Source organism: Faecalibacterium sp. IP-1-18 (assembly GCF_023347355.1).
Classification (GTDB): domain Bacteria; phylum Bacillota; class Clostridia; order Oscillospirales; family Ruminococcaceae; genus Faecalibacterium; species Faecalibacterium prausnitzii.
Genome location: NZ_CP094472.1, coordinates 1,455,673 through 1,481,257 on the forward strand (window position 1 = coordinate 1,455,673; position 25,585 = coordinate 1,481,257).

General features: G+C 57.3%; 22 protein-coding genes and 1 tRNA gene. 15 read left to right on the forward strand and 8 right to left on the reverse strand.

Annotated elements, in window-relative coordinates; translation table 11 throughout:
- Window positions 1-108: 108 nt before the first annotated feature.
- Both MTP43_RS06930 and MTP43_RS06935 read right to left on the reverse strand, forming a co-directional pair.
- Window positions 109-184 (reverse strand) — tRNA-Gly (locus MTP43_RS06930).
- Between the two features lie 65 nt (window positions 185-249).
- The gene (locus MTP43_RS06935; protein ID WP_223474353.1) at window positions 250-1,821 is read right to left on the reverse strand and encodes an ABC transporter substrate-binding protein; all 1,572 of its coding nucleotides are present in this window, start codon (window positions 1,819-1,821) and stop codon (window positions 250-252) included.
- 251 nt (window positions 1,822-2,072) lie between these two features.
- Between MTP43_RS06935 and murD the strand changes: the two genes are divergently transcribed.
- From murD to MTP43_RS06950, 3 genes are read left to right on the forward strand one after another with little or no spacing between them, the layout of a single operon-like run.
- Window positions 2,073-3,476, forward strand: a complete 1,404-nt coding sequence (gene murD / locus MTP43_RS06940) for a UDP-N-acetylmuramoyl-L-alanine--D-glutamate ligase (protein WP_005926274.1) — start codon at window positions 2,073-2,075, stop codon at window positions 3,474-3,476.
- Window positions 3,473-4,237 carry a GNAT family N-acetyltransferase gene (locus tag MTP43_RS06945; protein WP_113621025.1) on the forward strand — a complete coding sequence of 255 codons (765 nt, stop codon included), beginning with the start codon at window positions 3,473-3,475 and terminating at the stop codon, window positions 4,235-4,237. The genes murD and MTP43_RS06945 overlap by 4 nt, the downstream gene beginning before the upstream one ends.
- A 52-nt stretch (window positions 4,238-4,289) precedes the next feature.
- The gene (locus tag MTP43_RS06950) at window positions 4,290-5,558 is read left to right on the forward strand and encodes a methionine gamma-lyase family protein (RefSeq protein ID WP_015538437.1); all 1,269 of its coding nucleotides are present in this window, start codon (window positions 4,290-4,292) and stop codon (window positions 5,556-5,558) included.
- A 108-nt stretch (window positions 5,559-5,666) separates the two neighbouring features.
- Here the strand turns inward: MTP43_RS06950 and MTP43_RS06955 are convergent, their stop codons facing one another.
- The 4 genes from MTP43_RS06955 to proC form a co-directional block, all read right to left on the reverse strand.
- Entirely contained in the window at window positions 5,667-6,107 is a 441-nt protein-coding gene (locus MTP43_RS06955) for a methylglyoxal synthase (protein ID WP_005926266.1), read from the reverse strand.
- A 439-nt stretch (window positions 6,108-6,546) separates the two neighbouring features.
- Window positions 6,547-7,809, reverse strand: a complete 1,263-nt coding sequence (locus tag MTP43_RS06960; RefSeq protein WP_113621026.1) for a glutamate-5-semialdehyde dehydrogenase — start codon at window positions 7,807-7,809, stop codon at window positions 6,547-6,549.
- A 3-nt stretch (window positions 7,810-7,812) separates the two neighbouring features.
- The gene (gene proB, locus MTP43_RS06965) at window positions 7,813-8,610 is read right to left on the reverse strand and encodes a glutamate 5-kinase (protein WP_113621027.1); all 798 of its coding nucleotides are present in this window, start codon (window positions 8,608-8,610) and stop codon (window positions 7,813-7,815) included.
- Window positions 8,611-8,617: 7 nt separating this feature from the next.
- Window positions 8,618-9,424, reverse strand: coding sequence for a pyrroline-5-carboxylate reductase (gene proC / locus MTP43_RS06970; protein ID WP_249235179.1), 807 nt, complete (start codon window positions 9,422-9,424; stop codon window positions 8,618-8,620).
- A 269-nt stretch (window positions 9,425-9,693) separates the two neighbouring features.
- Here proC and MTP43_RS06975 point away from each other — a divergent pair, with 269 nt between their 5' ends.
- Complete coding sequence (locus tag MTP43_RS06975; protein ID WP_005926248.1) at window positions 9,694-10,269, forward strand: TetR/AcrR family transcriptional regulator; 576 nt, start codon at window positions 9,694-9,696, stop codon at window positions 10,267-10,269.
- 168 nt (window positions 10,270-10,437) lie between these two features.
- On the forward strand, window positions 10,438-11,868 hold the full coding sequence (locus MTP43_RS06980) for a radical SAM protein (RefSeq protein ID WP_113621028.1): 1,431 nt from the start codon (window positions 10,438-10,440) through the stop codon (window positions 11,866-11,868).
- 361 nt (window positions 11,869-12,229) lie between these two features.
- On the opposite strand, the gene MTP43_RS06990 is transcribed toward MTP43_RS06980, so the two are convergent.
- Both MTP43_RS06990 and MTP43_RS06995 read right to left on the reverse strand, forming a co-directional pair.
- A complete protein-coding gene (locus tag MTP43_RS06990; RefSeq protein WP_181969015.1) occupies window positions 12,230-13,492 on the reverse strand; it encodes an AI-2E family transporter in 1,263 nt (420 codons plus the stop codon).
- Between the two features lie 48 nt (window positions 13,493-13,540).
- Window positions 13,541-14,887: a butyryl-CoA:acetate CoA-transferase gene (locus tag MTP43_RS06995; protein ID WP_044960620.1), complete on the reverse strand. Its 1,347-nt coding sequence runs from the start codon at window positions 14,885-14,887 to the stop codon at window positions 13,541-13,543.
- Between the two features lie 502 nt (window positions 14,888-15,389).
- Here MTP43_RS06995 and coaD point away from each other — a divergent pair.
- The 10 genes from coaD to MTP43_RS07045 all read left to right on the forward strand — a co-directional run bounded on the left by coaD (window position 15,390) and on the right by MTP43_RS07045 (window position 25,574).
- Window positions 15,390-15,929 carry a pantetheine-phosphate adenylyltransferase gene (coaD, locus tag MTP43_RS07000; RefSeq protein ID WP_005926225.1) on the forward strand — a complete coding sequence of 180 codons (540 nt, stop codon included), beginning with the start codon at window positions 15,390-15,392 and terminating at the stop codon, window positions 15,927-15,929.
- 41 nt (window positions 15,930-15,970) lie between these two features.
- The gene (locus tag MTP43_RS07005) at window positions 15,971-17,188 is read left to right on the forward strand and encodes an acetyl-CoA C-acetyltransferase (RefSeq protein ID WP_005926222.1); all 1,218 of its coding nucleotides are present in this window, start codon (window positions 15,971-15,973) and stop codon (window positions 17,186-17,188) included.
- 123 nt (window positions 17,189-17,311) lie between these two features.
- Complete coding sequence (locus tag MTP43_RS07010) at window positions 17,312-18,097, forward strand: enoyl-CoA hydratase-related protein (RefSeq protein ID WP_044960619.1); 786 nt, start codon at window positions 17,312-17,314, stop codon at window positions 18,095-18,097.
- Window positions 18,098-18,136: 39 nt separating this feature from the next.
- A complete protein-coding gene (locus tag MTP43_RS07015; protein WP_005926216.1) occupies window positions 18,137-19,009 on the forward strand; it encodes a 3-hydroxyacyl-CoA dehydrogenase family protein in 873 nt (290 codons plus the stop codon).
- Window positions 19,010-19,115: 106 nt separating this feature from the next.
- Window positions 19,116-20,285, forward strand: coding sequence for an acyl-CoA dehydrogenase (locus MTP43_RS07020; RefSeq protein WP_005926213.1), 1,170 nt, complete (start codon window positions 19,116-19,118; stop codon window positions 20,283-20,285).
- Window positions 20,286-20,302: 17 nt separating this feature from the next.
- Window positions 20,303-21,097, forward strand: coding sequence for an acryloyl-CoA reductase electron transfer subunit gamma (acrB, locus tag MTP43_RS07025; RefSeq protein WP_005926210.1), 795 nt, complete (start codon window positions 20,303-20,305; stop codon window positions 21,095-21,097).
- A gap of 21 nt (window positions 21,098-21,118) precedes the next feature.
- Complete coding sequence (acrA, locus tag MTP43_RS07030) at window positions 21,119-22,213, forward strand: acryloyl-CoA reductase electron transfer subunit beta (RefSeq protein ID WP_005926207.1); 1,095 nt, start codon at window positions 21,119-21,121, stop codon at window positions 22,211-22,213.
- Window positions 22,214-22,760: 547 nt separating this feature from the next.
- On the forward strand, window positions 22,761-23,699 hold the full coding sequence (locus MTP43_RS07035; RefSeq protein WP_113621030.1) for a CAP domain-containing protein: 939 nt from the start codon (window positions 22,761-22,763) through the stop codon (window positions 23,697-23,699).
- Window positions 23,700-23,812: 113 nt separating this feature from the next.
- On the forward strand, window positions 23,813-24,433 hold the full coding sequence (locus MTP43_RS07040) for an IMPACT family protein (RefSeq protein WP_112120763.1): 621 nt from the start codon (window positions 23,813-23,815) through the stop codon (window positions 24,431-24,433).
- A gap of 142 nt (window positions 24,434-24,575) precedes the next feature.
- A complete protein-coding gene (locus MTP43_RS07045; RefSeq protein WP_113621031.1) occupies window positions 24,576-25,574 on the forward strand; it encodes a deoxyguanosinetriphosphate triphosphohydrolase in 999 nt (332 codons plus the stop codon).
- Window positions 25,575-25,585 lie beyond the last annotated feature (11 nt).

Genomic DNA, 25,585 nt, shown 5'->3' on the forward strand with positions numbered 1-25,585 from the left:
CTGCTAGATTGTGAGCGGAAAACACGAAATTTTACGTCATTTTTTGAAATGGACACAAACAAAAAAGCGGTGAAATGAACAGATTCTGAACGTTTCACCGCCATATTCTGGAGCAGGATACGGGACTCGAACCCGCCGCCTACTGCTTGGGAAGCAGTCGCTCTACCGGATGAGCTAACCCTGCAAGTGCTCCATTATTGTAACAAAGCAGGGCAGGAATGTCAAGGCTTTTCCACACGAAATTTGCGGTCAGCTCATTTTGGCCCAAGTCAGGTCCAGCACCGGGAAGAACGGGTCGAATACCAAGTCCCGCACGCCGTTTGCCAGCAGCAGACGTTTCTGCTGCGCCATCAGGGGCACCACGGTGCAACTTTCCAGCAGCTGCCGCTCGCACTGCGCCAACAGAGCGCAACGGTCCTTGCCGGTCTGCTGTGCGCTCAGTGCCAGCCGGTCGGCATAAACGGTATCGGCGTAGCCGGTCAGGCTGCCGCCCTCAGCGGTGAATTGCTGCAGCATCTGATATACGCTGCCGCCCTCAGCACGGATGGGCGCAAGGGCAATGGTGTATTTCCCAGCGGCAATGCGGGCATCAAACTCGTCCTGCTCTACCTCTTCCACCGAGAAGAACAGGGAACACTCCTTCTGCCATGCGCTGTTGATCTGGTCGGCCAGTTCGCCCAGCCCGGCGTTCTTGGGCAGCAGCAGGGTCACGCCGGAAAAATCCGAGGTAGCCATGCCCTGCCGCGCAGCCAGATACAGGGCCTTTGGCTCCGGGATGGTGGGCAGGGGATCCCCGGCAGTTTCGCGGTAGTCCAGCCCATCCACGGTCAGACCCTCCGGCACAAGTCCCTTTGCAGCGGCGTACAGGCCGCTGGAGGGCACATCGGCGTTTTCCCGGGCAATACCGGCCAGCGCCTGCCGCAGCTGCTGGTTCTGGAACACCGACCCCTCCGCCGCGTTGAACAGCAGTGCCCATGTGGTGTCGGAATAGCTTACCGTCTGTAAGCTGGTGGTTTCGCCGCTCTCGTCCAGCGCGGCAGAGCATTTGTCATCAGCAATGAGCTGGGCTGCGCTCTTGCCGCTGCCGCTGGTGTCCTGCACCAGACGCAGACTGCCGACCAACGGGCTTTCCACGGTACGGCGCAAAAACAGGCCGCTTGCCGTCCAGTTATACAGGTAAAAGCTACCGCTGGCAAGTGTGGTCTGTGCGGTCAGCCCGTAGGTGCCCCGGGTGCTCTCAAAAAAGGCCTCGTCACAAGGGGCTGCACCGGGCATGGCCAGCTTTGCTAAAAAGTTATCGTCCCGCTCGCTCAGCCGGAACACCAACGTCAGCGGCCCATTGGCCGAAACGCCCAGACTGCTTTCGTCTGCAAGTCCCGCCAGCACGGCGGCGCTGTTCTGAATGGCGGAAAACTCCACCGCATAGGGCGAGGCGGTCTCGGCATGGAAAATGCGCCGGAAGGCAAATACAAAATCCTCGGCGGTAATGTCGTACTCTGTGGCGGCACCCTTGGCGGCAGCGTAGGTCAGGCCGTCCTTCAGGGTAAAGGTGTAGGTCAGCCCGTCTGAGGAGACCGTCCACTTCTCACAGAGCCCCGGCACAAGTTCGCCGTCCGGGTCCTTGCGCACCAGCGTGCCGTACAGGTTCTCGCAGGCGATGACATCCGATGCACCGGAGGCTACCTGCGGGTCCAGATTTGCGGGGATGCTGTCCACAAACCAAGTAAAGCTGGCAGAGTTTGTGGAGCTGCCACAGCCGGTCAGAGCAAAAAGAAACGCAGCAGCCAGCACCGCTGCGGTAAAACGCAACCATCGTTTCAAAAAGAATAACCTCATTCCGTTTATCTTCGCGCAGAAACGGCAAAAAACGCTCTGCAACGACAAGTGTAGCAGAAAGCAGCAGAAAAAACAATTGCCTTTTTGTGAATTTATCGGGCTTTTTGAAGCAGACTGTGCGGTTTTCCGTTGCCAATTGCGCGCAAATGGACTATAATGGTACAGCGAAGTGATCCCCGCGCTGCCCGTGCGGCGCGGTGTTATACCATGATCCTATTAGAGGAGGAACTGTTTTTATGCAGAAAGATCAGCAGAAGCTTGCCCAGCTTATTCAGGGCAAAAAGGTCGCCTTTATCGGCGCAGGCGTCAGCCACAAGACCCTCATCAAGGAGTTTGTGGAGCTGGGTGCTCATGTGACCCTGTGCGACCAGAAAAAGAGCGTGGAGGACTTTGGCGATTACGCCGCCACCATCCGGGAGTTGGGCATCGACCTGAGCCTTGGCGAAAACTATCTGGACGGCTTCAAGGGGCAGGACATCATCATGCGCACCCCGGGCTTTGTGGGTTACTTTGAAAAGCCCCTGCAGGATGCCATGGCCGCCGGCACCATGGTCACCAGTGAGGTGGAACTGTTCTTCGATTTCTGCCCCTGCGAGATCGTAGCAGTGACCGGCTCGGACGGCAAGACCACCACCACCACCCTTATCTCCAAGTTCTACGAGGCCGCAGGCCGCAAGGTGCACTTGGGCGGCAATATCGGCGCAGCACTGCTGCCCATGCTGCCGGAGGTGTCCCCGGAGGATGTGGCTGTGGTAGAGCTGTCCAGCTTCCAGCTGATCAGCATGCACGCCAGCCCCAACATTGCGGTGGTCACCAACGTGACCCCGAACCATCTGGATCACCACAAGGATATGCAGGAATACATCAATGCCAAGCGCAATATCCTGCTGTACCAGAAGCAGCCCTGCCGCGCCGTGTTGGGCTATGAGAACGAGATCAGCCGCTCCATGCAGGCAGACTGCAAGGGCAAGCAGGTGTGGTTCACCCGCCTGCACGATACCGACAACGGTGCCTTCCTGCGCAAGGAGGACGGCATGCTCTGCATGGCCGAGGATGGTGTCGTGACCCCCTTCCTTGCCCAGAAGGATGTCAAGCTGCGCGGTCTGCACAACATTGAAAACCTGCTGGCTGCTGCCGCTGCCGTGTGGGGCGAGGTGCCCGTAGAGGCTATCCGTCAGGTGGGCAGCACCTTTACCGGCGTGGAGCACCGCATTGAGCCGGTGCGTACTCTGGACGGCGTGCTGTACTATAACGATTCCATCGGCACCAGCCCCACCCGTACCATTGCCGGTCTGCGCAGCTTTGACCGGAAGGTCATCCTCATCGCGGGCGGCTACGATAAGCACATCCCCTACGAGCCGCTGGCACCGGAGATCATCGCCCACGTCAAAAATCTGGTGCTGATGGGCGCGACTGGCCCCCGCATCGAGCAGGCTGTACGGGAGTGCTCCGGCTTTGACGAAGCCGCTCTGCCCATTCAACACGCAGACAATATGCAGCACGCCGTAGAGCTGGCGCGTGCCGCCGCAAAGCCCGGCGATATCATCATCCTGTCCCCGGCAAGTGCTTCTTTTGACCTGTACCCCAACTTTGAAGTGCGCGGCCGCGAGTTCAAAAAGATCGTCAACGCGCTCAAGTGATCGCACAGGTAAAGGATGTAAAGCGCCGCACCCGGTTCGCGAATGCCTGCCGGGGTCTGCCGGTGCTGGACGCTCTGCTGCCGCTGGACTGTGCGCTCTTTCGCAAAAGTCAGCCGTGGCGGTTCTACGCGGGCCCCACGCTGGCGCTGGAACTTTCCGGCAGCACGGCATGGCTGGCTGGGCACGCAAACCCCGCAGAATTGGCAGGCTTTTTGTCCTTCTGCGGGTGCGAGAGCGCCATTCTGGACGAAGCCGTTTGCCCGCCGCCGGATGGCTGGCGGAAAGCAGAAACGCTGACCGTGTTCGGGTTGCCGCAGGCTGGGCCGCTGCCCCTGCCCGCCGTGGACGAATCTTTGTGGACGCAGCTGACCCTCTGCCGGGAAGCTTCTGCTGCCCGGGTGGCAGAAGCACTTTATCCCGCAGACCTCACCCGGCAGGCAGACTTTTACTCAGAACTGTGCACAAAGCGCAGCCGGGGCAGGGCAGTGGCATGGACGCTGGAGCAGGGAAGTACAGTCGTTTGCACCGTGGGCGCTTATGCCCTGTGCAATGGGCAAGCCTACATGGCCTGCGGGCAGACCGCAGAGCCGCTGCGGGGCAAGGGCATCGGCGGGCGGCTCATTGTGGAAATGGCTAACAGCCTTGCCGCCGAAGGGCTGCGCCCGGTATTCCTCTGTGCACCGGAGCGGGTGCGGTTTTATACCCGCCTTGGCTTTGCAAAACAGGCAGAGTACGCCCGCTATGTGCCCGAGAAATGTTAAAGCTTCTTGCACAAAGAACCCAATAATAACAGGAAGGAACTATCACGTTATAATGTCGATTCTGAACCACTTTTTTGATTATAAGCCCGAGGTGCTGGCGCTGGACGAAAAGGCCATGGAGTTGTGCCAACCCTACTTCCGCCAGATGGAGGAAATCCGGGATTTCAACCAGCTGAAGATGCTCAAGGCCTTTGCCGATACCCAGATGTCCTCCACCGATATGCTGGGCACCACCGGCTACGGCCTGTGGGATACCGGCCGCGCCAAGCTGGAGCAGATTTTTGCGCAGGTCATGGGCGCAGAGGATGCACTGGTGCGCAGCCAGTTCCAAAGCGGCACCCACACGCTGGCGGTGGCGCTGTTCGGTCTGCTGCGGGCAGGGGACACCCTGCTGGCCGCCACCGGCCGCCCCTACGATACGCTGGAGGGCGTCATTGGTCTGGACGGCAAGGGCAGGGGCACCGGCACTCTGATGGACTACGGCGTAAACTATGATGAAGCCCCCCTCAAGGCCGACTTCACCCCGGATTACGACCTGATCGCCAAAAAAGCCCCCGGCGCAAAGGTGTGCCATATCCAGCGCAGCCGCGGCTATTTACAGCGCAACGCCTTTGATCTGGCTACCATCCGCAAAATTGCCGATACCGCCCGCGCCGCAAACCCGGAGATCATCATCTTTGTGGATAACTGCTACGGCGAGTTCACCCAGACGCAGGAGCCCTGTCAGGTGGGCGCGGATATCGCAGTGGGCAGCCTGATCAAGAACCCCGGCGGCGGCATTGCTCCCACCGGCGGCTACATCGTGGGTCGCAAGGATCTGGTGGAACTGTGCGCTTACCGCCTGAACGCCCCCGGCCTTGGCAAGGAGTTGGGCTGCACGCTGGAGACCCCCCGGAATATGTATCTGGGCTTCTACTACGCCCCCGGTGTGGTGTGCGAGGCCATTAAGACCGCCATCTACGCCCAGTGTATGCTGGAGCTGCTGGGCAAAAAGCCCATCCCACGCTACTGCGAGGCTCACAACGATATCGTCACCTGCTTTGATGCCGGTACGGCAGAGGCGCTCATCGGCTTCTGTCAGGGTATTCAGGCTGCCAGCCCCGTGGACAGCTACGCCGCCCCGGAACCCAGCCCGGAGCCGGGCTACACCGACGAGGTGGTCATGGCCAGCGGCAGCTTTACGCAGGGCAGCACCATCGAGCTTTCCTGCGACGGTCCTCTGCGCGCCCCTTATACCTGTTATTTGCAGGGCGGCTTGAACTTTGCCGCCAGCCGCGCCGGTGTGCTGCTGGCTGTCCAGAAAGCTTATTTTAAGGAGTAATGTTTGCCCTGCGGGCAGGATATCATTATAACAAAAGGAGCTATCGCACAACACGCTGCGATAGCTCCTTTTTTCCCTCTATACACAAAGTAACACACAAATAAACGCTTACACGGCACGGGCCTGCATGGCGGGGATCGGCTCGATCATAGCCGGGTGCATCCCCTCACGGTAGTCCAGATCTCCCTGATCCAGACCACGCAGCAGCACCTCTGCGGTAGCAATGTTGGTGGCAATGGGTACGCTGTGCATATCGCACAGGCGCAGCAGATTCTGTTCAGTCAGGCTGGCGGCATCGGCCTTCAGCGGGTCGCGGAAGAACAGCACCAGATCCACTTCATCACAGGCAACGCGGGAGGTGATCTGCTGTACACCGCCCAGCTTGCCGGAAAGGTAGCAGTGCACCGGCAGACCGGTAGTCTGGGCAAGCATCCGGCCGGTGGTACCGGTGGCGATAACATTATTGCGGGAAAGGATGGCACTGTAAGCGGTACAGAACTGCAGAGCCAGTTCTTTGCGGGAATCGTGGGCAAGAATTGCGATCGTCATAGGATGCTCTCTCCTTTACTTATTTTTACAATGCACCAGTTATGATGTACGAATTTTGAAATCCTGTGAAACGGGAGTGAAATCGATATCAAATCTTACACTATAGTTTTACCGCACAAAAAAAGCTCTGTCAAGAGAAAATTTTGCTTTTTTGACCTATAAAAACATAAAAGTACTACTTTTACATTGTGAGAAACGGCGAATTCTTGGATACATACCGCTATCCAAGAACGCTCGTTTTATGGGAAAGGTGAAAAATTTTTCAGTTTTCATATTCATTTTAAAATACAGTCCATCCCGGTAAAACAAAAATACAGGCCAAAGCAGCTTGCATCGGCCTGTACAGGAAATTTTTTTCAACTGTGAAAAACTTGCTCTGCCACGCCCGCAGGCCGGACAGAATTGTAAAAAAATTATGAAGAAGCTGGGGCAGGGGAGATCAGCGAATCTGCCCGTCACCGTGGATAACGTACTTGTAGCTGCAAAGCTCCTCCAGCCCCATGGGTCCCCGGGCGTGCAGCTTCTGGGTAGAGATGCCCATCTCGCAGCCCAGACCAAACTCGCCGCCGTCCGTAAAGCGGGTGGAGCAGTTTACATACACGGCGGCGCTGTCTACCGCAGCGGTGAACCGGTCGGCGTCTGCCTGCGTCTGGGTCAGGATGGCCTCGCTATGGCCGGTGGAGTGCTGCGCAATGTGGGCAATGGCCTCATCTACACTGTCCACCACCTTGACGGCAAGAATATAGTCCAGAAACTCGGTGTCAAAGTCCGCAGGACCGGCAGGTGTGCCGGGAATGATGGCGGCGGCGCGTGCGTCCAGCCGCAGCTCTACCGGCAGCTTGCCCGCAGCCACGCGGTCGGGGCCAAGATGCTGTGCAAGCTTGGGCAGAAACTCCTGCGCAATGGCAGAGTGCACCAGACACACCTCCTCGGCGTTGCACACGCTGGGGCGGCTGGCCTTGGCGTTTTCAATAATATCCAGCGCCTTGGCCTGATCGGCGGTGTCGTCCACAAAAATGTGGCAGATGCCGGTACCGGTCTGGATGCAGGGTACCTTGGCGTTTTCCACGCAGGCGCGGATCAGCCCTGCACCGCCCCGGGGGATCAGCAGATCCACATAGCCCACGGCAGTCATCAGGGCGTTGGCAGAGGCGTGGGTGGTGTCCTCGATCAGGCAGACCGCGTTTTCAGGCAGACCGTTCTCCCGCAGCCCCTGCCGCAGCGCCTGTACAATGGCGTTGGCGCTGCACCATGCCTCCTTGCCGCAGCGCAAGATGCAGGCGTTGCCGCTCTTGATGGCAAGGGCGGCAGCATCGCTGGTCACGTTGGGACGGCTCTCGTAGATGATAGCAATCACACCCATGGGCACGGCGGTCTTTTCGATCACCAGCCCGTTGGGGCGCTCCACCCGCTTCAGCACCCGGCCCACCGGGTCGGGCAGGGCAGCGACCTCTTCAATGCCCTTTGCCATGGCGCGGATGCGCTCCTCGGTCAGGGCAAGACGATCCAGCATCACCTCGCTGATATGTCCCTTTGCAGCGGCCATATCGTCGGCGTTGGCGGCAAGGATAGCCGTCATGTTTGCCGGGCTGCACAGCTGCGCAGCCATACTGTGCAGTGCCTGTGCGCGGCTGGTGCTATCAGCCAGTGCCAGCGCAGCCTTTGCCCCGCGGGCGGCTTCCAGAATTTCCTGTGTGGTCATAGCTCAAACCTCCTGTGTGGACAGTGTGGGCTGCTTGTGCCCGGCAAAGCGGGTGCCGATGGGCTTGCCCGCAGCGATATCATACAGCAGTTCCGGGTGTGCGCCGTTGGCAATGACCATATCTGCACCGCTGCCGGTCACCATGCGGGCAGCCCGCAGCTTGGTTGCCATGCCGCCGGTGCCCAGTGCAGAGCCTGCACCGTCTGCCAGCGCCATCACCTCCGGGGTGATCTCCTCCACCAGCGGGATCAGTGCCGCATCCGGGTGGGTGTGGGGGTTCGCAGTGTACAGGCCGTCGATGTCGCTCAGCAGCACCAGCAAGTCGGCCTTGCAGCAGCAGGCCACAATAGCGGCCAGCGTGTCATTGTCGCCAATGGAGGTGATCTCATCGGTGGCAACGCTGTCGTTTTCATTGATGATGGGCAGTGCACCCAGTTCCAGCAGACGGGTCAGGGTGTTCTGGATGTTCACTCGGCGTTCGGTGTGCTCCACGTCCACGCCGGTAAGCAGGATCTGCGCTACCGTGTGATCGTAGGCACTGAACAGCCGGTCGTAGGTGTACATCAGCTCGCACTGCCCCACGGCGGCGCAGGCCTGCTTGGTGGTGGTATCCTTGGGACGTGCAGGCAGCGAAAGCTTGCCTACGCCCATGCCGATGGCGCCGGAGGACACCAGAATCACCTCGTGTCCCTCGTTCTTTAAATCGCTCAATACCTTGACCAGTTCCTCTGCATGGCGGATGTTCAGCCGCCCGGTGGGGTATGCCAATGTGGAGGTGCCTACTTTCACAACGATGCGCATGATTCCATTAACCCTTTCCCATTTCCTTTGTTTTGTCGTAAGCAGCCAGCACGGCATCCATCACCGCACCGCGCAGCCCGTGTTCTTCCAGTACCCGCACGCCCTGAATGGTGCTGCCGCCGGGGCTGCACACAGCATCCTTCAGCGCACCGGGGTACTTGCCGCTTTCCAGCACCAGCTTTGCGCTGCCCAGTACCATCTGTGCGGCGTATTCCTGTGCCTTTGCCCGGGGCAGACCGCAGGCCACGCCGCCATCGGCCAGCGCTTCAATAAACTGGTACACCCATGCCGGGCCGCAGCCGGAGACGCAGCTTGCGGCATCGATCATGCCCTCGGCTACGGCGTCCAGCCGCCCGGCGGGAGCCATCAGCTGGCAGAATGCAGCCTCTTCCTCGGCGGTTACGTTGGCAGAGCAATACTGGATCATGCCTTCGCCTACCGACGCCGGGGTGTTGGGCATGATGCGGATGACAGGGTAGTCGCCGCCCGCCATCTCTTGAATGCGTGCCACCGGCAGGCCGGCGGCCATGGTGCACAGCACGAACCGCTTGGTGCGCTCGGCAAGGATGAACCGCAGGGGCTCCAGCATGGCTTCCATCATCTGGGGCTTTACCGCCAGAAAGATCAGGTCGCAGTTCCCGGCCACCTCGGCGTTGGTGGCGGTCTGACAGCCCAGTTCTGCAGCCAGTGCTTCGGCCTTGGCCGCCGTGCGGTTGGCCAGAAATACATTCTCAGGCTCGGTAGCCTTGCACACGGCGCGGGCGATAGCACCGCCCATGTTTCCACAGCCTAAAAACCCAATGGTTTTCATCATAATAATAACCCTCCCTCGGCAGGTATGCACTGCATAAAATTCTGCTTCTTATTCATTCTAAGCAACCGCTGGGAGAAAATCAAGACTTTTGTCTTATTTTTGGCGGGCAGATTGAAAAACAGCACCTTCGGGGCGGGCAGCGCACACACAAACTTCATAAAAAGGTAAGAATCTCTACTTGAAATAAGGTCGTATTTTGCGGTAAAATAAACTATGGGGTATCATTTACGGAAACGGCAGAGGAGTCTGCCGGGAAAGGATGGGTTTTTGTGTCACAAACGACAAAACGGGCACTGGAGGCATCTTTCAAGAAGCTGCTGCTGGAAAAGCCCCTGAACAAAATTACGATCAACGATATCACCGAGGACTGCGGGGTCAACCGCATGACCTTTTATTACCATTTCAAGGATATTTACGATCTGGTGGACTGGATCTTGGCGGAGGATGCCGCCAAGGCAATGGAAGGCCGCCGGGGTTTTGGTACATGGAGCGAAGCCTATCTGGACGTTCTGCGCCAACTGCAGGATAACAAGACCCTTGTGCTCAACGTTTACCGCTCGGTGGGCAGGGAACAGGTGGAGCAGTACCTTTATAGGCTGCTGGACCCCATCCTGAAGGATTTTGCGGACCGTGAATGCCACGATATCACCGTGCAGGACGCAGATAAGCAGTTTGTTGTCGATTTTTACAAGTATGCACTGGTGGGTATGACGCTGGAATGGACCCGCCGGGATATGAGAGGCGACCCCAAGAAGATGGTGGAGCGCGTGAGCACCATGATCCACGGGGATTTCCGCCGGGCGCTGTGCCGCCTGAGCAGCGGCAGCTTGAAAATAGAGGAATGATGTGCTTTGTGGCTGTGCGGCTTCAATAAAATTTTATCAAAGGATACGCCGTGATGGGTTTTCCATCACGGCGTATTTTCTGTTTATGGCACAAAAACGCGCAAAGTGGTAGGATGTGGTCAAGCAAAATAAGGATTTCCAAAGGAATCATTTCGGGAGGAAAAAGTTATGAATACATCTCTTGATAATCTGACTCACAAGATGCAGCGTGCTGCGCTTGGTAAAATAGTGGACGTGGCGCTTTCCCGCGCCGAGCAAGACCGTGAAAAAACAATGTGCCAGCTGGTAGATGCTGCAAAGCAGTTCTACGGCAGCGGCTTCAGCGACGAGACCTACGAGAACGCCAAAAAGGTGCTGACCGACCCCAATAGCAAGTGGACGAAACTCATCAACTGCGTGCTGGACCAGACCGACCCCCATGTGGCGCGTACCACCGCGCTGAATCTGGGGTACGAAGCCTTCTTCCGCGGCACTAAGATGATCCGTGAGAACCGCGTCAAGTACCAGTGCAACATCCCTTGGCTGATTTTGTTCGACCCCACCTCTGCCTGCAATATGCACTGCGTGGGCTGCTGGGCAGGCGAGTACGGCCACAAGAACAACCTCAGCTTTGAGGATATGGACAAGATCGTCACGCAGGGCAAGGAGCTGGGCGTGTACCTGTATATGCTGACCGGCGGCGAGCCGCTGGTGCGCAAGAAGGACGTGCTCAAGCTGGCAGAAAAGCACAACGATGTGCAGTTTGCCATCTACACCAACTCCACCCTCATCGACGAGCCCTTCTGTGAAGAAGTGCAGCGTCTGGGCAATATCGCCTTTATGCTGTCCATCGAGGGCACCCCGGAGACCAACGACGCCCGCCGCGGCGAAGGCCACTATGCCGCTGTGATGCACGCCATGGATCTGCTCAAGAAGTACGGCATTATCTTCGGCACCTCCATCTGCTACACCCGCCAGAACATCGAGGCCGTCACCAACGATGCGTTCATGCGGCTCCTTTGCGAGAAGGGTGCACACTTCGGCTTCTACTTCCACTATATGCCGGTGGGCAATGAGGCCGCCCCGGAGCTGATGCCCACCCCGGAACAGCGCAAGTATATGATCGACCGTATCCGCTATCTGCGCTCTTCTGCGTGCGATATCCCGTTCTACCCCATGGACTTCCAGAACGACGGCGAGTTCGTGGGCGGCTGCATCGCCGGCGGCCGCAACTACTTCCACATCAACTCTGCCGGTGACGCCGAGCCCTGCGTGTTCATCCACTACTCCAACGCCAATATCCACGACCAGTCTATTCTGGAAATTCTGCACAGCCCGCTGTTCATGGCTTACCACAACGGTCAGCCCTTCAACAAGAACCATCTGCGTCCCTGCCCGATGCTGGAAAACCCCGAGCTGCTGGAAAAGATGGTGCACGAGACCGGTGCCCACAGCACCGACCTGCAGTCTCCGGAAAGCGTTGAGCACCTGTGCGAGAAGTGTAAGGCTTACGCCGCCGACTGGCAGCCCACCGCTGATGAGATCTGGTCTCACCACAAGATCCGCGAGAGCCGGTATGAGAACTATAAGGACTGGAAGCCTTCTCAGCCGCAGGACTGAACTGAAACCTGATTCAAAACAATAACAAGACCCCCGCCCTGTGTTCCTGCCCGGAACATAAGGCGGGGGTTTTGCTGTGTAAACTGGAATTTTTTACTTCTTCATCTTAGGCGCAATAAGCAGCACGACTGTTACAAGGAAATATAAACCATACAGTAACCAAGTAATGGTATTGTTCCAAGGAAAACTCATTTCTGGATGGTTCAATGCAAACATTATAAATATAACAGCTATAATCAACATTAGCAAACCGATAATCCTTGACGTGCTCTTTTTCATGTAAATCACCTCGTCAAATTTGACCTATAATACGTTAAAAATGCCCCGCATCGGAAGTGCTCTGATGCGGGGCAGGGAAGGTTTACTGGTTCTCAGCAGGTTGCGGTGCAGCGGGCTGTGCGGCTGCATCGTCTGTGGGGTCGCCGAACTGGTCGTGATAGCTGTTCAGCAGGGTCAATTCCTGATTGCGCTGCAAGCCGTGGATGACCAGCTTTTTGATGACATCGTAGATAACGGCAAACAGCGGCACGCCAACGATCATGCCTACAAAGCCCCACAGACCGCCAAACAGCAGAATGGCGAACAGTACCCAGAAGCTGGAAAGACCGGTGGTGTTGCCCAGAATTTTGGGCCCGATGATGTTGCCGTCCAGCTGTTGCAAAACCAGCACGAACAGCACGAACCACAGCGCCTTGATGGGGCTCTGGATGAGGATGAGCAGCGTGGCCGGAATGGCACCGATAAAGGGGCCGAAGAAGGGGATCACGTTGGTCACACCGATGATCACCGACACCAGCAGCGCACTGGGGAACTTGAAGATCAGGCAGCCGATATAGCACAGCACGCCGATGATGGCAGAGTCCATGATCTTGCCGTTGATGAAGCCGCCGAACATCCGGTCTGCGTACTTCACTTCCTCGGTAATCAGCTGCGCCCAGCGGGGGCGGACGATGCTGTGCAACACCAGCTTGCCCTGCTGCACGAACCGCTTGCGGCTGGCCAGCATATACACCGCCACGATGATGCCGATGATCAGGTTCTTGGCCACCGTCACCACGTTCAGCACACCAATGGCTGCGCCGCTCAGGATGTTCTGCATGGAGGGCAGCAGGGTGTTCTTGAGCCATGTGTTCCATGTGTCCAGATTGGTGTTCAGAGCAGCGTAGGCTGAATTGAGCAGCTCCGTGATCTGTTCGTTCTTTTCAATAAACTCCAGATGGTTTGCCCAGTTCATGAACTTTGTAATGTTGGCCTGCGCGGTGTAGTACAGGGTAGTCACGCTGGTGATCAGCTGCGGCACGATCATCATGACCAGTGCATACACCAGCAAAAGCCCGAACAGGATGGTAAGCGCCACGGACAGCGCGTTGATCAGACCGTTCATCTTTTCCGGGATGAACCGGCGCAGAAAGCTCTCGATGCTGTTGCACACCGGCTTGAGCAGGTAGGCAATGACGGCACCGTAGATAAAGGGCATCAGGATGCCGGTCAGGGTAGAGATGGCCGAGCCAAAGCCGTCAAAGCGGTAAATAAGGAAAAAGAAGATGATGCTCAGTGCAATGGCACCAAACCCTGCGAGCATCCCATAGAGATACGGTTTGATGTGCGGCTTTTTGTCCATCATGACAAACTCCATTCCTGCTGCGGGCAGCGGGAATACCCACAGCGCTTATTAAATTTTGTTGCTTCTGCGCCAGATGTGCAGCTTTTCAGCCTCGCGGATCAGCTCCTCACGGAAGTCCGGGTGTGCCACGCTGATCAGAGCCTCGGCCTTTTCCCAAGAGGTCAAGCCCTTCAGGTTCACGCAGCCATACTCGGTGCACAGATAGTGCACGTTGGCGCGGGTGTCGGTAACGATGCTGCCATTCTCCAGCGTGGGACGGATGCGGCTTTCCAGCTGGCCGGTCTTTTTATTAAAGAAGGTGGAGGACAGGCAGATAAAGCTCTTGCCGCCCTTGGAAAGGTATGCGCCCAGCACGAAGTCCAGCTGACCGCCTGCGCCGGAAATGTGCTTCACACCGGCGCTTTCGGCATTCACCTGACCAAACAGGTCGATATCCACGGCATTGTTGATGGAAATAAAGTTGTCCAGTGCGGAAATGCTGCGGATGTCGTTAGTGTAGTCCACCGGGGCAGACATACACTCCGGGTTATCGTTCAGGTAATCGTACATCTTCTGGGTGCCGGCACCAAAGGCGTAGACCTGACGGCCCTTGTCCAGCTGCTTGCGGCTGCCGTTGATCTTGCCGGCCTTGGCAATATCCACAAAGGCATCCACATACATTTCGGTGTGCACGCCCAGATCCTTCAGATCACTCTGTGCAATCAGCCCGCCGATGGCATTGGGCATACCGCCGATGCCCAGCTGCAGGCAGGCACCGTTGGGGATCTGCGGCACAATGAGGTTGGCTACCTTCAGGTCCACCTCGGTAGCGGCACCGGCAGCTGCCATCTGGCCGATGGGGGGATTTGCGCCCTCCACGATGCCGCTTACCTGAGAAACGTGTACGCAGTTCTCCATGCCGCCAAGGCAGCGCGGCATATTGGTGTTGACCTCCACGATGATCTTCTTGGCCTTTTCGCACACAGCACCCAGATGCGAAGCGCTGGGACCGAAGTTGAAGTAGCCATGCTCGTCCATGGGGGTCACCTGAAATACTGCCACATCCACGGGGTCATTGCTCTCGCGGTAGTAGCGGGGCAGCTCAGAGTAGCGGATGGGGGAGTAGAAGGAGAAGCCCTGCGCAATGGCCTTGCGCTCAATGCCGCCCATGTGCCAGCTGTTCCAGGTCATGTGGGCAGCGGGGTCGTCGATCTGGAAGATCTCCGGCACCCACATCAGGATGCCGCCCCGGAAGTTGACTCCTTCCAACTCCGGCAGGCGTTTTGCCAGCTCGGCGTCCACGGCCACAGGGGTGTTCACAGCCCAGCCGTAATCCACCCAGTCGCCGCTTTTGACCAGAGCGGCAGCCTGCGCAGCAGTCATAAGCTTCTGTGCGTACAGTTCCTTGCAATCCATTATAAACCATCCTCTCTTAAAATACATAAAAGAATTGTAAACAATTCTGTGCGGACAAATGATGCAGCCGTTTTACGCCTGTTTTGCGGAATGCACACCGTTTTGCCACATCTGTATGGTAACCTTATAAACAAGGCAGCAGTGTGTGCTCCGCTCTGCGCAGAACAGCTCAACTTAGTTATAACATTAACAAAGTGTAGAATCAATAGTTTTGGCTAAAAAACAGCCAGTATAGCAGAATGAACAGTTTTCTTAGCTTTATGTGGGGATTGTTTGGTACGCAAAAAACAAAAAAGTTGAGAAAAAGACTTGATAAAATTTTGACGATGTGCTTTACTAATAGCGTGGGAAGCAACTGCGGAGCAGTGCGGGATGATTCGTTTAAAATTTAACGATAAAACGCACCGCAGCAGTTTCAGGTTGCACCCAAGGCTGGAAAGTGCTATCATGGCAGAACCACATCGCGCTTAGTAATTACAGCGCACAAGGAGGACACTGACCGATGGCAACAGCAGTTTATCCCGGGTCGTTCGATCCGGTCACCAAGGGACACCTTGATATCATCAAACGCGCAGCAAAGATCAACGACCACCTCATTGTGGCGGTGCTGATCAACAGCGCCAAGCATCCGCTGTTCACAGTGGAAGAGCGGGTGGCTATGCTACAGGAATGCTGCAAGAACATCCCCAACGTGACCGTGGAAAGTTTCGACGGCCTGACCGTGGAGTTCGCAAAAAAGCGTCACGCATCCGTAATGGTGCGCGGGCTGCGGGCAGTAACGGACTTTGAAAACGAGATCCAGCTTGCGCAGACCAACCACGCACTGATGCCCGGCATCGAGACCATGTTCCTTGCCACCAGCATCAAATGGAGTTATCTTTCCTCCACCATCGTAAAGGAAGCGGCGTACTACGGCAGTGACATCAGCAAGTTCGTCACACCCAATGTGGAAAAAGCCGTCAGCGAAAAATACGCACAGCTCCGGGAGAGGGAAAAATCTGATACCGCAAAAATGCCGCAGGGCGTTTTGATAAATGGGTAACCGATAAGTAACACACATACACAATTCAGGAGGCTATTCACATGAAAAAGATCGTTATCGCATCTGCATGCCGCACCGCTATCGGCAAGTTCGGTGGCACTCTGGCCAACGTTCCCGCTGTTGAGCTGGGCTCCATCGTTATCAAGGAAGCTCTGAACCGTGCAAACGTCAAGCCCGAGCAGGTCGATCATGTTTACATGGGCTGCGTCATTCAGGCTGGTCTGGGCCAGAACGTCGCTCGTCAGGCTGCCCTGAAGGCTGGTCTGCCCATCGAGACCCCCGCCGTCACCGTCAACGTGGTCTGCGGCTCTGGTCTGAACTGCGTGAACATGGCTGCTCAGATGATCGAGGCAGGCGATGCTGATATCGTTGTTGCAGGCGGCATGGAGAACATGGACATGGCTCCCTTCGCACTGCAGAAGGCTCGCTATGGCTACCGCATGGGCGCTCCCATGGGCAAGAGCGAGATCGTGGATACCATGGTCAACGATGCACTGTGGGATGCCTGCGGCTTCAACAAGCACATGGGCATGACCGCTGAGAACGTTTGCACCAACGAGACCTACCAGAAGAAGTACGGCTACAGCCCCATCACCCGCGAGATGCTGGACGAGTTCTCATACAACAGCCAGCTGAAGGCTGACAAGGCCATCAAGGACGGCGCCTTCAAGGACGAGATCGTTCCTGTTGTCATCAAGGGCAAGAAGGGCGACACCGTGTTCGATACCGATGAGGGCCCCCGTCTGAGCGCTCCCGAGGTTCTGGCAAAGCTGAAGCCCGCCTTCACCAAAGACGGCATCGTCACCGCTGGTAACTCTTCCGCCATCAACGACGGCGCTGCTGCTCTGGTCGTCATGAGCGAGGAGAAGGCTAAGGAGCTGGGCGTGAAGCCTCTGGCAACCTGGGTCGCCGGTGCTCTGGCAGGCGTTGAGCCCGAGGTCATGGGTCTGGGCCCCATCGCTGCTACCAAGAAGGTCATGGCCAAGACCGGCATGACCGTTGCTGATATGGATCTGGTCGAGGCCAACGAGGCATTCGCAGCACAGTCCATCGCTGTCGGCGAGGCTCTGGGCTTTGATAAGGACAAGCTGAACGTCAACGGCGGCGCAATCGCTCTGGGTCACCCGGTCGGCGCTTCCGGCGCTCGTATTCTGGTCACCCTGCTGTACGCTATGAAGCACCGTGGCGCTCACAAGGGTCTGGCTACCCTGTGCATCGGCGGCGGCATGGGCTGCGCTACCATCGTTGAGATGGACTAAGCACTCTTTCTCTGAATCCTGACTGAACCACAGACCCGGAGCGCCGGAGGGAACCGGAGAGCTCTCCCGCGTTCCGGGGGCTGTTTTGAAAAAACTGAACTGTATGAAATGGAGGTTTTCACAATGGCATTTGTAAAAACCGAGGTGCAGGGCGCTGTTGAGATCATTACCATCGACCGTCCCAAGGCACTGAACGCCCTGAACCCCGAGGTTCTGGCTGACCTGAAGGCTGCTTTTGAGGCAGTCGATCAGGAGACTGTCCGCTGCATCGTTCTGACCGGCGAAGGCGACAAGAGCTTCGTTGCTGGTGCTGATATCGGTTCTATGAGCACCATGACTAAGGCAGAAGGCGAGGCCTTCGGCAAGCTGGGCAATGATGTGTTCCTGATGATCGAGCATTTCCCCATCCCCGTCATCGCAGCCGTCAACGGCTTTGCACTGGGCGGCGGCAACGAGCTGGCTATGAGCTGCGATTTCCGCATCTGCTCTGACAACGCTGTGTTCGGTCAGCCGGAAGTCGGTCTGGGCATCACCCCGGGCTTCGGCGGCACCCAGCGTCTGGCTCGTCTGGTTGGCATGGGCATGGCAAAGCAGCTGGTCTACTCTGCTCTGAACATCAAGGCTGACGAGGCTTACCGCATCGGTCTGGTCAACGCCGTGTATCCGCAGGCTGAGCTGATGGAGAATGTCCTGAAGCTGGCCGGCAAGATCGCAAAGAACGCTCCCATTGCTGTGCGCAACTGCAAGAAGGCAATGAACGACGGCATCAGCCTGCCCATCGAGAAGGCTGTTGAGGTCGAGGAGAAGCTGTTCGGCGATTGCTTCGAGACCCACGACCAGCAGGAGGGCATGGCCTGCTTCCTGTCCCGTGAGAAACCGAAGCCCAAGGCAGTGTTCACCAACAACTAATCCATTACATAATTTTTGATATTAAAGGAGAGATTTCCTATGAAGATCGGTGTTATCGGCGCTGGCACTATGGGTCAGGGCATCGCAAAGGCATTTGCACAGGTTGAGGGCAACACTGTTGCTCTGTGCGACATCAAGCAGGAGTGGGCCGAGAATGGTCTGGCAAAGATCAAGAAGGGCTACGAGAAGCTGGTCGCTAAGGGAAAGATGACTCAGGAGAAGGCCGACGCAATCGTTGCCGCCATCACCCCGGGCCTGAAGGAAGATCTGTGCGCAGACTGCGATCTGGTCGTTGAGGCTGCTTTCGAGGATATGAAGGTCAAGCAGACCACCTTCGGCGAGCTGGATAAGATCTGCAAGCCCGAGTGCGTCTTCGCTTCCAACACTTCTTCTCTGTCCATTACCGAGATCGGCAAGGGTCTGTCTCGTCCCCTGATCGGTATGCACTTCTTCAACCCCGCAGACCGTATGAAGCTGATCGAGGTCATCGCCGGCTGCAACACTCCCGCCGAGACCGTTGAGAAGATCAAGGAGATCTCCGTTGCCATCGGCAAGAGCCCCGTTCAGGTCAACGAGGCTGCCGGCTTTGTGGTCAACCGCATCCTGATCCCCATGATCAACGAGGCTGCCTTCATCAAGATGGAGGGCGTTTCCGATATCGCTGGCATCGACACCGCTATGAAGCTGGGCGCTAACCACCCCATGGGTCCCCTGGAGCTGGGCGACTTCATCGGTCTGGATATCTGCCTGGCCATTATGGACGTGCTGTACAACGAGACCGGCGACAGCAAGTACCGTGCCTGCCCGCTGATCCGCAAGATGGTGCGCGGCGGCAATCTGGGCTGCAAGACCGGTAAGGGCTTCTACGTTTACAACGCAGACCGCACCAAGACCCCTGTTGACCAGCTGTAAATTCTGATAAACATTTCTCCCGGCTGCGGGGAAAGCGGTCGGGAGGAATTTGTTTGCACCGGGCTATTCCGGTAAATGAAAAAAGACCTGTTAGGAGGATATAGCGATGGATTTTACTCTGTCCAAGCAGCAGCAGATGGTGCAGAAAATGTACCGCGAGTTTGCTGAGAACGAAGTCAAGCCTCTGGCAAAGAAGGTTGACGCAGAGGAATACTTCCCCAAGGAGACCGTCGAAAAGATGGGCAAGCTGGGCATGATGGGCATCTATTTCCCGACTGAGGTCGGCGGTGCAGGCGGCGATGTGCTGTCCTACGTCATGGCCGTGGAGGAGTTGAGCAAGGTCTGCGGCACCACCGGTGTCATCGTCTCTGCTCACACCAGCCTGTGCGCTGCTCCCATTTACGAGAACGGCACCCCCGAGCAGAAGGCTAAGTACCTGCCGAAGCTGTGCAGCGGCGAGTGGCTGGGCGCTTTCGGCCTGACCGAGCCGGGCGCTGGTACCGATGCACAGGGTCAGCAGACCATTGCCAAGGAAGATGGCGATTACTGGGTGCTGAACGGCTCCAAGATCTTCATCACCAACGCCGGCTTTGCTGATGTGTTCATCGTCATTGCCGTTACCGATAACGTGCTGGATAAGCGCGGCCGTCCCACCAAGCTCTGCTCCGCCTTCATCGTGGAGCGCACCGACCCGGGCTTCTCTGTTGGTAAGGCAGAGGACAAGATGGGTATCCGCGGTTCTTCTACCTGTGAGCTGATCTTTGAGGATTGCCGCATCCCGAAGGATCGTATGCTGGGCGTGCGCGGCAAGGGCTTCCAGCTGGCTATGGCTACGCTGGACGGTGGCCGTATCGGAATCGCTTCTCAGGCTCTGGGCATTGCCGAGGGCGCTCTGGAGGAGACCATTGCTTACGTCAAGGAGCGCAAGCAGTTCGGTCGTGCCATCGCCGCTTTCCAGAACACCCAGTTCGAGCTGGCTGAGATGAAGGCTCGTGTTGAGGCTGCTAAGTATCTGGTTTATGCTGCCGCTCTGAAGAAGCAGCAGGCTATGGATGGCGCAAAGGTTCGTTACAGCGTCGAGGCTGCACAGGCTAAGCTGATCGCGGCCCGCACCGCAAGCGATGTGACCCGCCGTTGCCTGCAGCTGTTCGGTGGTTACGGCTACACCCGTGACTACCCCATCGAGCGCATGATGCGTGATGCCAAGATCACCGAGATCTACGAGGGCACCAGCGAAGTGCAGATGATGGTCATTTCCGGCGCGCTGCTGAAGTAAGGGAGGCAAGAGTTACAATGAAAGCAATTGTTTGTGTAAAGCAGGTTCCTGATACCTCCGGCAAGGTGTCCGTCAAGCCCGATGGCACTCTGGATCGTGCATCCATGGCAACCATCACCAACCCCGATGACCTGAACGCTCTGGAGGCCGCCCTGAAACTGAAGGACGCCACCGGCTGCGAGGTCGTTGTTGTCACCATGGGTCCCCCGCCGGCAGAGGGCATGCTGCGTGAGCTGCTGGCCCGCGGCGCTGATAAGGCTGTTCTGGTCTCCGGCCGTGAGTTCGGCGGTTCCGATACCTTTGCAACCAGCCAGATCCTGGCTGCTGCTGTCAACAAGATCGGCGTTGGCCCCGAGGACGTTGTGTTCTGCGGCCGTCAGGCAATCGATGGCGATACCGCACAGGTTGGCCCCCAGATCGCTGAAAAGCTGCATCTGCCGCAGGTCACCTATGTTGCCGACATCCAGAAGGACGGCAACACCCTGACCGTGAAGCGTATGCTGGAGGACGGCTACATGATGGTCAAGGTGCAGACTCCCTGCCTGCTGACCTGCATCAAGGAGCTGAACGACCCCCGCTACATGAGCGTGAACGGTATCTTTACCTGCTATGATAAGCCCATGGAAGTGTTCGACTACAACGCACTGAAGGACGATCCGCTGATCGAGGTGGACACCATTGGCCTGAAGGGTTCTCCGACGAACGTCTTTAAGTCCTTCACTCCTCCGCAGAAGGGCGCAGGCACCATGCTGCAGGGCGACGATGTTGCCGCCCAGCTGGCTGGCATCCTGGCCAAGAAGCACCTGATCTGATGAAAGGAGCATAGGATTACAATGGCTGATTTTAACGAATACAAAGGCGTATGGGTCTTTTGCGAGCAGCGCCAGGGCGCACTGATGTCCACTGACTTCGAGCTGGTTAGCGAGGCCCGTAAGCTGGCCGACGAGCTGGGCTGCGAGGTCACCGGCCTGCTGCTGGGTGACAACGTTGAGGGCATTGCCAAGGAACTGGGCGGCTACGGTGCCGACAAGGTTCTGGTCTGCGACAGCCCCCTGCTGAAGGATTACACTACCGACGCATACGCAAAGGTCGTGTGCGATATGGTCAACGAGTACAAGCCTGAGGTGCTGCTGATCGGCGCTACCAACATTGGCCGTGACCTCGGCCCCCGCTGCGCAGCCCGTCTGCACACCGGCCTGACCGCCGACGCTACCCATCTGGATATCGATACTGCAAAGTACATCGACTTCCTGAAGGAGAGCTCCACCATCGACCTGTCCAAGCAGAAGTTCGATATGGAAGACCGCAACCTGAAGATGACCCGTCCCGCATTCGGCGGCCATCTGATGGCTACCATCATCTGCCCCCGCTTCCGTCCCCAGATGTCCACCGTGCGTCCCGGCGTTATGAAGAAGGCTCCCTTCGATCAGGCCAAGGCTGATGCCTGCCAGATCGTCAAGCCCGCCTTCAGCCTGACCGCTGAGGACATCAAGACCGAAGTGCTGAGCGTGGAGAAGGCCGCTGAGAAGCTGGTCGACCTGATCGGCGCAGACGTCATTGTCTCCGTTGGTCGTGGCATCAGCAAGGATGTCAACAAGGGCATCGAGCTGGCCGAGCAGCTGGCAGCCGCTCTGGGCGGCGGTGTCGTGGGCGCTTCCCGTGCCGTCACCGATGCAGGCTGGATGACCGCTGACCATCAGGTCGGTCAGACCGGCAAGACTGTGCACCCCAAGATCTATGTGGCTCTGGGTATCTCTGGTGCTATCCAGCACACCGCCGGTATGCAGGATTCTGAGTGCATCATCGCTGTCAACAAGAACGAGGGTGCTCCCATCTTCGGCGTTGCTGACTACGGCATCGTGGGCGATCTGTTCAAGGTCGTGCCTGAGCTGATCAAGCAGATCGAGGCAGCAAAGGCTGCTCTGTGATCGCCTGTTCCTGAGCATTGTTCAATAGCATAGCCTGAATTGTGAGAGGCCGTTGCACATTTTTGTGCAGCGGCCTCTTTTTTGTGTTTTTTATAAAGGAGCTGTTGTGCCAGCCACTGCACAGCAGCTCCGATTTGCTCCACAGGAAAGGAACGCAGAAGGGAACACAGCGAAGCGCCACAAAAACGTACACAGAAACCACGATATGCAAAGCAGTGCATATAAATACAGTGATATACAAAACGAAACGCACCGAAGTGTCCCAAAAAGTGTGCGGAAGCTGTTGCACTTGGCTTGTTTTGGCGAGAAGCGCAACACAACTGTAACGTTTTCGGACTCTTTGTTACGCTTGAGTTGCGATAAAAAGGCGAGAATTTTTTAAAAAATCTGTATTTTTTCTGCAAATCAACCTCTAAACCTCTTGACGTCTGTATGGTTTTGTGATACTCTTGTGACACAAGAGTTGCGGATGTGATACGACAGAGTTGCAAACGAGTTGCAATATCCAAGATCACACTGCATAAGGCAACAGACCGGAGGCAATCTTATGAAGCGTGCAATGAGTACCGTGAAGAATATCGCAGCAGCTGCAATGACGCTGGCTGTGTTTTTTGGCTTTGCAGGCTTCAAGCCCGTCACCGCAAACGCTGCACAGGCTGCCATGCCTGCCACCGCTTCTGTGGAAGAAGAGAACTCCTACTTTGAGGAAGACGCTTACCAGCGCAGCTTCCTGACCCTGATCAATAACGAGCGTGCACAGGCTGGTCTGGCTCCTGTTGCTCTGGGCGACAGCAACCACAACGCCGCTGCAATGGAGCGTGCCGAAGAGCTGGCGGTTTCTTACTCCTACGTTCGTCCCAACGGTCAGCGCGATTTCACCGTTCTGGCAGAGAACGGCATCAGCGATGTCTCCATCGGCGAGAACTACATGGCCGGCTGCTCCACCCCCGATTCCGCAATGGATCAGTGGATGGCTACCGACTTCACCCGTGAGCGTATCCTGAACGCCGATGCTACCACCGTGAGCGTTGGCTACTATGAGGGCGGTGTTTACAATAACTATTGGGTGCTGATCTTCTCTTACCCCGAAAATTCTCACACCGAGGATTACCGTCAGGAAGTTCTGAATCTGGTCAATGCCCAGCGCGCAAAGTACGGTCTGACTGCTCTGGAAATGGGCGATGACGCGCTGACCGCCGCTGCACAGACCCGCGCCGAGGAAATCTCCGTTGTAAACTCCCACGTCCGTCCCGATGGTTCCAAGTGCTTCACCGTCCTGAAGGACTACGGCGTCACCGATACCCCCACCGGCGAGAATGCCGCATGGGGCAGCGTCTCTCCTGAAGAGGTCGTCAACGCATGGATGAACTCCGAAGGCCATCGTGCCAATATCCTGAACCCTGAGGCTCGCAAGATGAGTGTTGGTTACTACTACAACAGCAACAGCACTTGGGGCCATCAGTGGATCCAGATCTTTACCAAGTGATCAACTGCTTTCTTCTTATAAAAAGACTGGCGGGGCCGCAAGGCTTCGTCAGTCTTTTTATTTGCGCCCGTTTGTGTTATACTTATTCTGAGTTATTATCAGGAGGATCTAACGTGGAGGATTACCGCACCGTCCGGGGCACGGCCACCGGCGAATACGAAGAGAAAAAGAGCCGCTTTATCGCACAGCTTTCCTTTGCTGACAGTGAGGAAGCCGCTGTGGCCTTTCTGGAGCAGGTGCGGGCAGCCAACCGCACCGCGCGGCACAATGTTTACGCCTACCGCCTGCGGGCGGGCAACCGCGAGCGCTATTCCGATGACGGCGAGCCGGCCAAGACTGCCGGTACGCCCGCGCTGGAAGTGTTGCAGCACAGCGGCCTGACAGACCTGATCGTGGTGGTCACCCGCTACTTTGGCGGGGTGCTGCTGGGCACCGGCGGCTTGGTGCGCGCCTACACTACCGCCACTGCCCGTGCGCTGGAAAACGCCGAGGTGGTCACGGTGCGCAGCGTGGTGGAATTACAAGTGACCGTGGACTACGCCCTTTACGAGCGTGCGTCCCTGCTCATTGATGCTGCCGGGGCAAAGCAGGCACCGCCGGAGTTTACAGACCGGGTCACCCTGCGCTGGCAGATGCCGGAGCATACCGAAGCCCCGCTGCTGGAGCAGCTGCGGGAATTGACCCGGGGCAGCGCTCAGGTAGCGGTGTCCGACCCGTTCTACGCACCATTTTAAAAAACAAAGTCTTTTTTGCAAACCGACACCGAACTTCCCCCTTCGACACGGCCGATGTGCTACAATTGCCGTAGCGCAGCAATTGGGATCGGCTGTGCGCAGAGGGGAGGGGAGAAGCCCGAAAAACAAAAGGAGGATCTGTATGGATGTGCGCCGGAGAACCGAGGAGATCGAGCACCTTACCTTTGCGCCTTGGGCGACCTTCAGCGATGCAAGCCGTGGCCGCGCCGTACCGGAGCCGCAGGATCCGCTGCGCCCGGTGTTTCAGCGGGACCGCGACCGGGTGCTGCACTGCAAGGCCTTCCGGCGTCTCAAGCAGAAAACGCAGGTGTTCCTCTCGCCGGAAGGCGATCTGTACCGCACCCGGTTGACCCATACGCTGGAAGTTTCGCAGATCGCCCGCACCATCGCACGCGGTCTGCGCCTGAACGAGGATCTGACCGAGGCCATCAGCCTTGCGCATGATCTGGGGCACACTCCCTTTGGCCACGCAGGCGAAAAGGCACTGAACGCTCTCTGCCCGGACGGCTTCCACCACTATATGCAAAGCCTGCGTGTGGTGGATCGGCTGGAAAAGGATGGCGAGGGTCTCAACCTGACATGGGAGGTGCGCAACGGCATCGTTACCCACACCAAGGGCACATGGGCGGCTACCCCGGAAGGGCGCATCGTGCGTCTTGCGGATCAGATCGCCTTTGTCAACCACGATATCGAGGACGCCGTGCGCGCCGGTGTGCTGGACGCTGCCACCCTGCCCAAGGACTGCACGGCAGTGCTGGGGCAGACTAAGTCCGCCCGCATCACCACTATGATCAACAGCATCCTCACCCACAGCGAGGGGGATGTCCGCATGGGCACCGAGGAATACGCGGCTTTTCTCGCTTTGCGGGATTTCATGTACGCCACCGTGTATGTGGACAAAAACGCCAAGCGCGAGGAGCAGAAGGTGGACAAGCTTATCGCGGAACTGTACGAGTACTACCTGACCCATGTGGATCAGATGTCCAACTTTTATGTGCAGCTGGCCTATCAGGAGGGACGGGAACGCGCCGTCACCGACTATATCAGCGGTATGAGCGACGAGTTTGCCATCCGCACTTTTGAAGAACTGTTCGTGCCCCAGAAATGGCACGTCCTTTAAAACTGGAGAGG

Bases quoted from the DNA above. Each gene is read 5' to 3' on its own strand.
- MTP43_RS06995 (WP_044960620.1), bottom strand. From the start codon at position 14,887: ATGGATTGCAAGGAACTGTACGCACAGAAGCTTATGACTGCTGCGCAG.
- MTP43_RS06990 (WP_181969015.1), bottom strand. From the start codon at position 13,492: ATGATGGACAAAAAGCCGCACATCAAACCGTATCTCTATGGGATGCTC.
- acrB (WP_005926210.1), top strand. From the start codon at position 20,303: ATGAAAGCAATTGTTTGTGTAAAGCAGGTTCCTGATACCTCCGGCAAG.
- MTP43_RS07045 (WP_113621031.1), top strand. From the start codon at position 24,576: ATGGATGTGCGCCGGAGAACCGAGGAGATCGAGCACCTTACCTTTGCG.
- MTP43_RS07015 (WP_005926216.1), top strand. From the start codon at position 18,137: ATGAAGATCGGTGTTATCGGCGCTGGCACTATGGGTCAGGGCATCGCA.
- MTP43_RS06950 (WP_015538437.1), top strand. From the start codon at position 4,290: ATGTCGATTCTGAACCACTTTTTTGATTATAAGCCCGAGGTGCTGGCG.
- coaD (WP_005926225.1), top strand. From the start codon at position 15,390: ATGGCAACAGCAGTTTATCCCGGGTCGTTCGATCCGGTCACCAAGGGA.
- acrA (WP_005926207.1), top strand. From the start codon at position 21,119: ATGGCTGATTTTAACGAATACAAAGGCGTATGGGTCTTTTGCGAGCAG.
- proB (WP_113621027.1), bottom strand. From the start codon at position 8,610: ATGCGCATCGTTGTGAAAGTAGGCACCTCCACATTGGCATACCCCACC.
- MTP43_RS07035 (WP_113621030.1), top strand. From the start codon at position 22,761: ATGAAGCGTGCAATGAGTACCGTGAAGAATATCGCAGCAGCTGCAATG.
- MTP43_RS06960 (WP_113621026.1), bottom strand. From the start codon at position 7,809: ATGACCACACAGGAAATTCTGGAAGCCGCCCGCGGGGCAAAGGCTGCG.
- MTP43_RS07005 (WP_005926222.1), top strand. From the start codon at position 15,971: ATGAAAAAGATCGTTATCGCATCTGCATGCCGCACCGCTATCGGCAAG.
- MTP43_RS06980 (WP_113621028.1), top strand. From the start codon at position 10,438: ATGAATACATCTCTTGATAATCTGACTCACAAGATGCAGCGTGCTGCG.
- MTP43_RS07010 (WP_044960619.1), top strand. From the start codon at position 17,312: ATGGCATTTGTAAAAACCGAGGTGCAGGGCGCTGTTGAGATCATTACC.
- proC (WP_249235179.1), bottom strand. From the start codon at position 9,424: ATGATGAAAACCATTGGGTTTTTAGGCTGTGGAAACATGGGCGGTGCT.
- murD (WP_005926274.1), top strand. From the start codon at position 2,073: ATGCAGAAAGATCAGCAGAAGCTTGCCCAGCTTATTCAGGGCAAAAAG.
- MTP43_RS07020 (WP_005926213.1), top strand. From the start codon at position 19,116: ATGGATTTTACTCTGTCCAAGCAGCAGCAGATGGTGCAGAAAATGTAC.
- MTP43_RS06955 (WP_005926266.1), bottom strand. From the start codon at position 6,107: ATGACGATCGCAATTCTTGCCCACGATTCCCGCAAAGAACTGGCTCTG.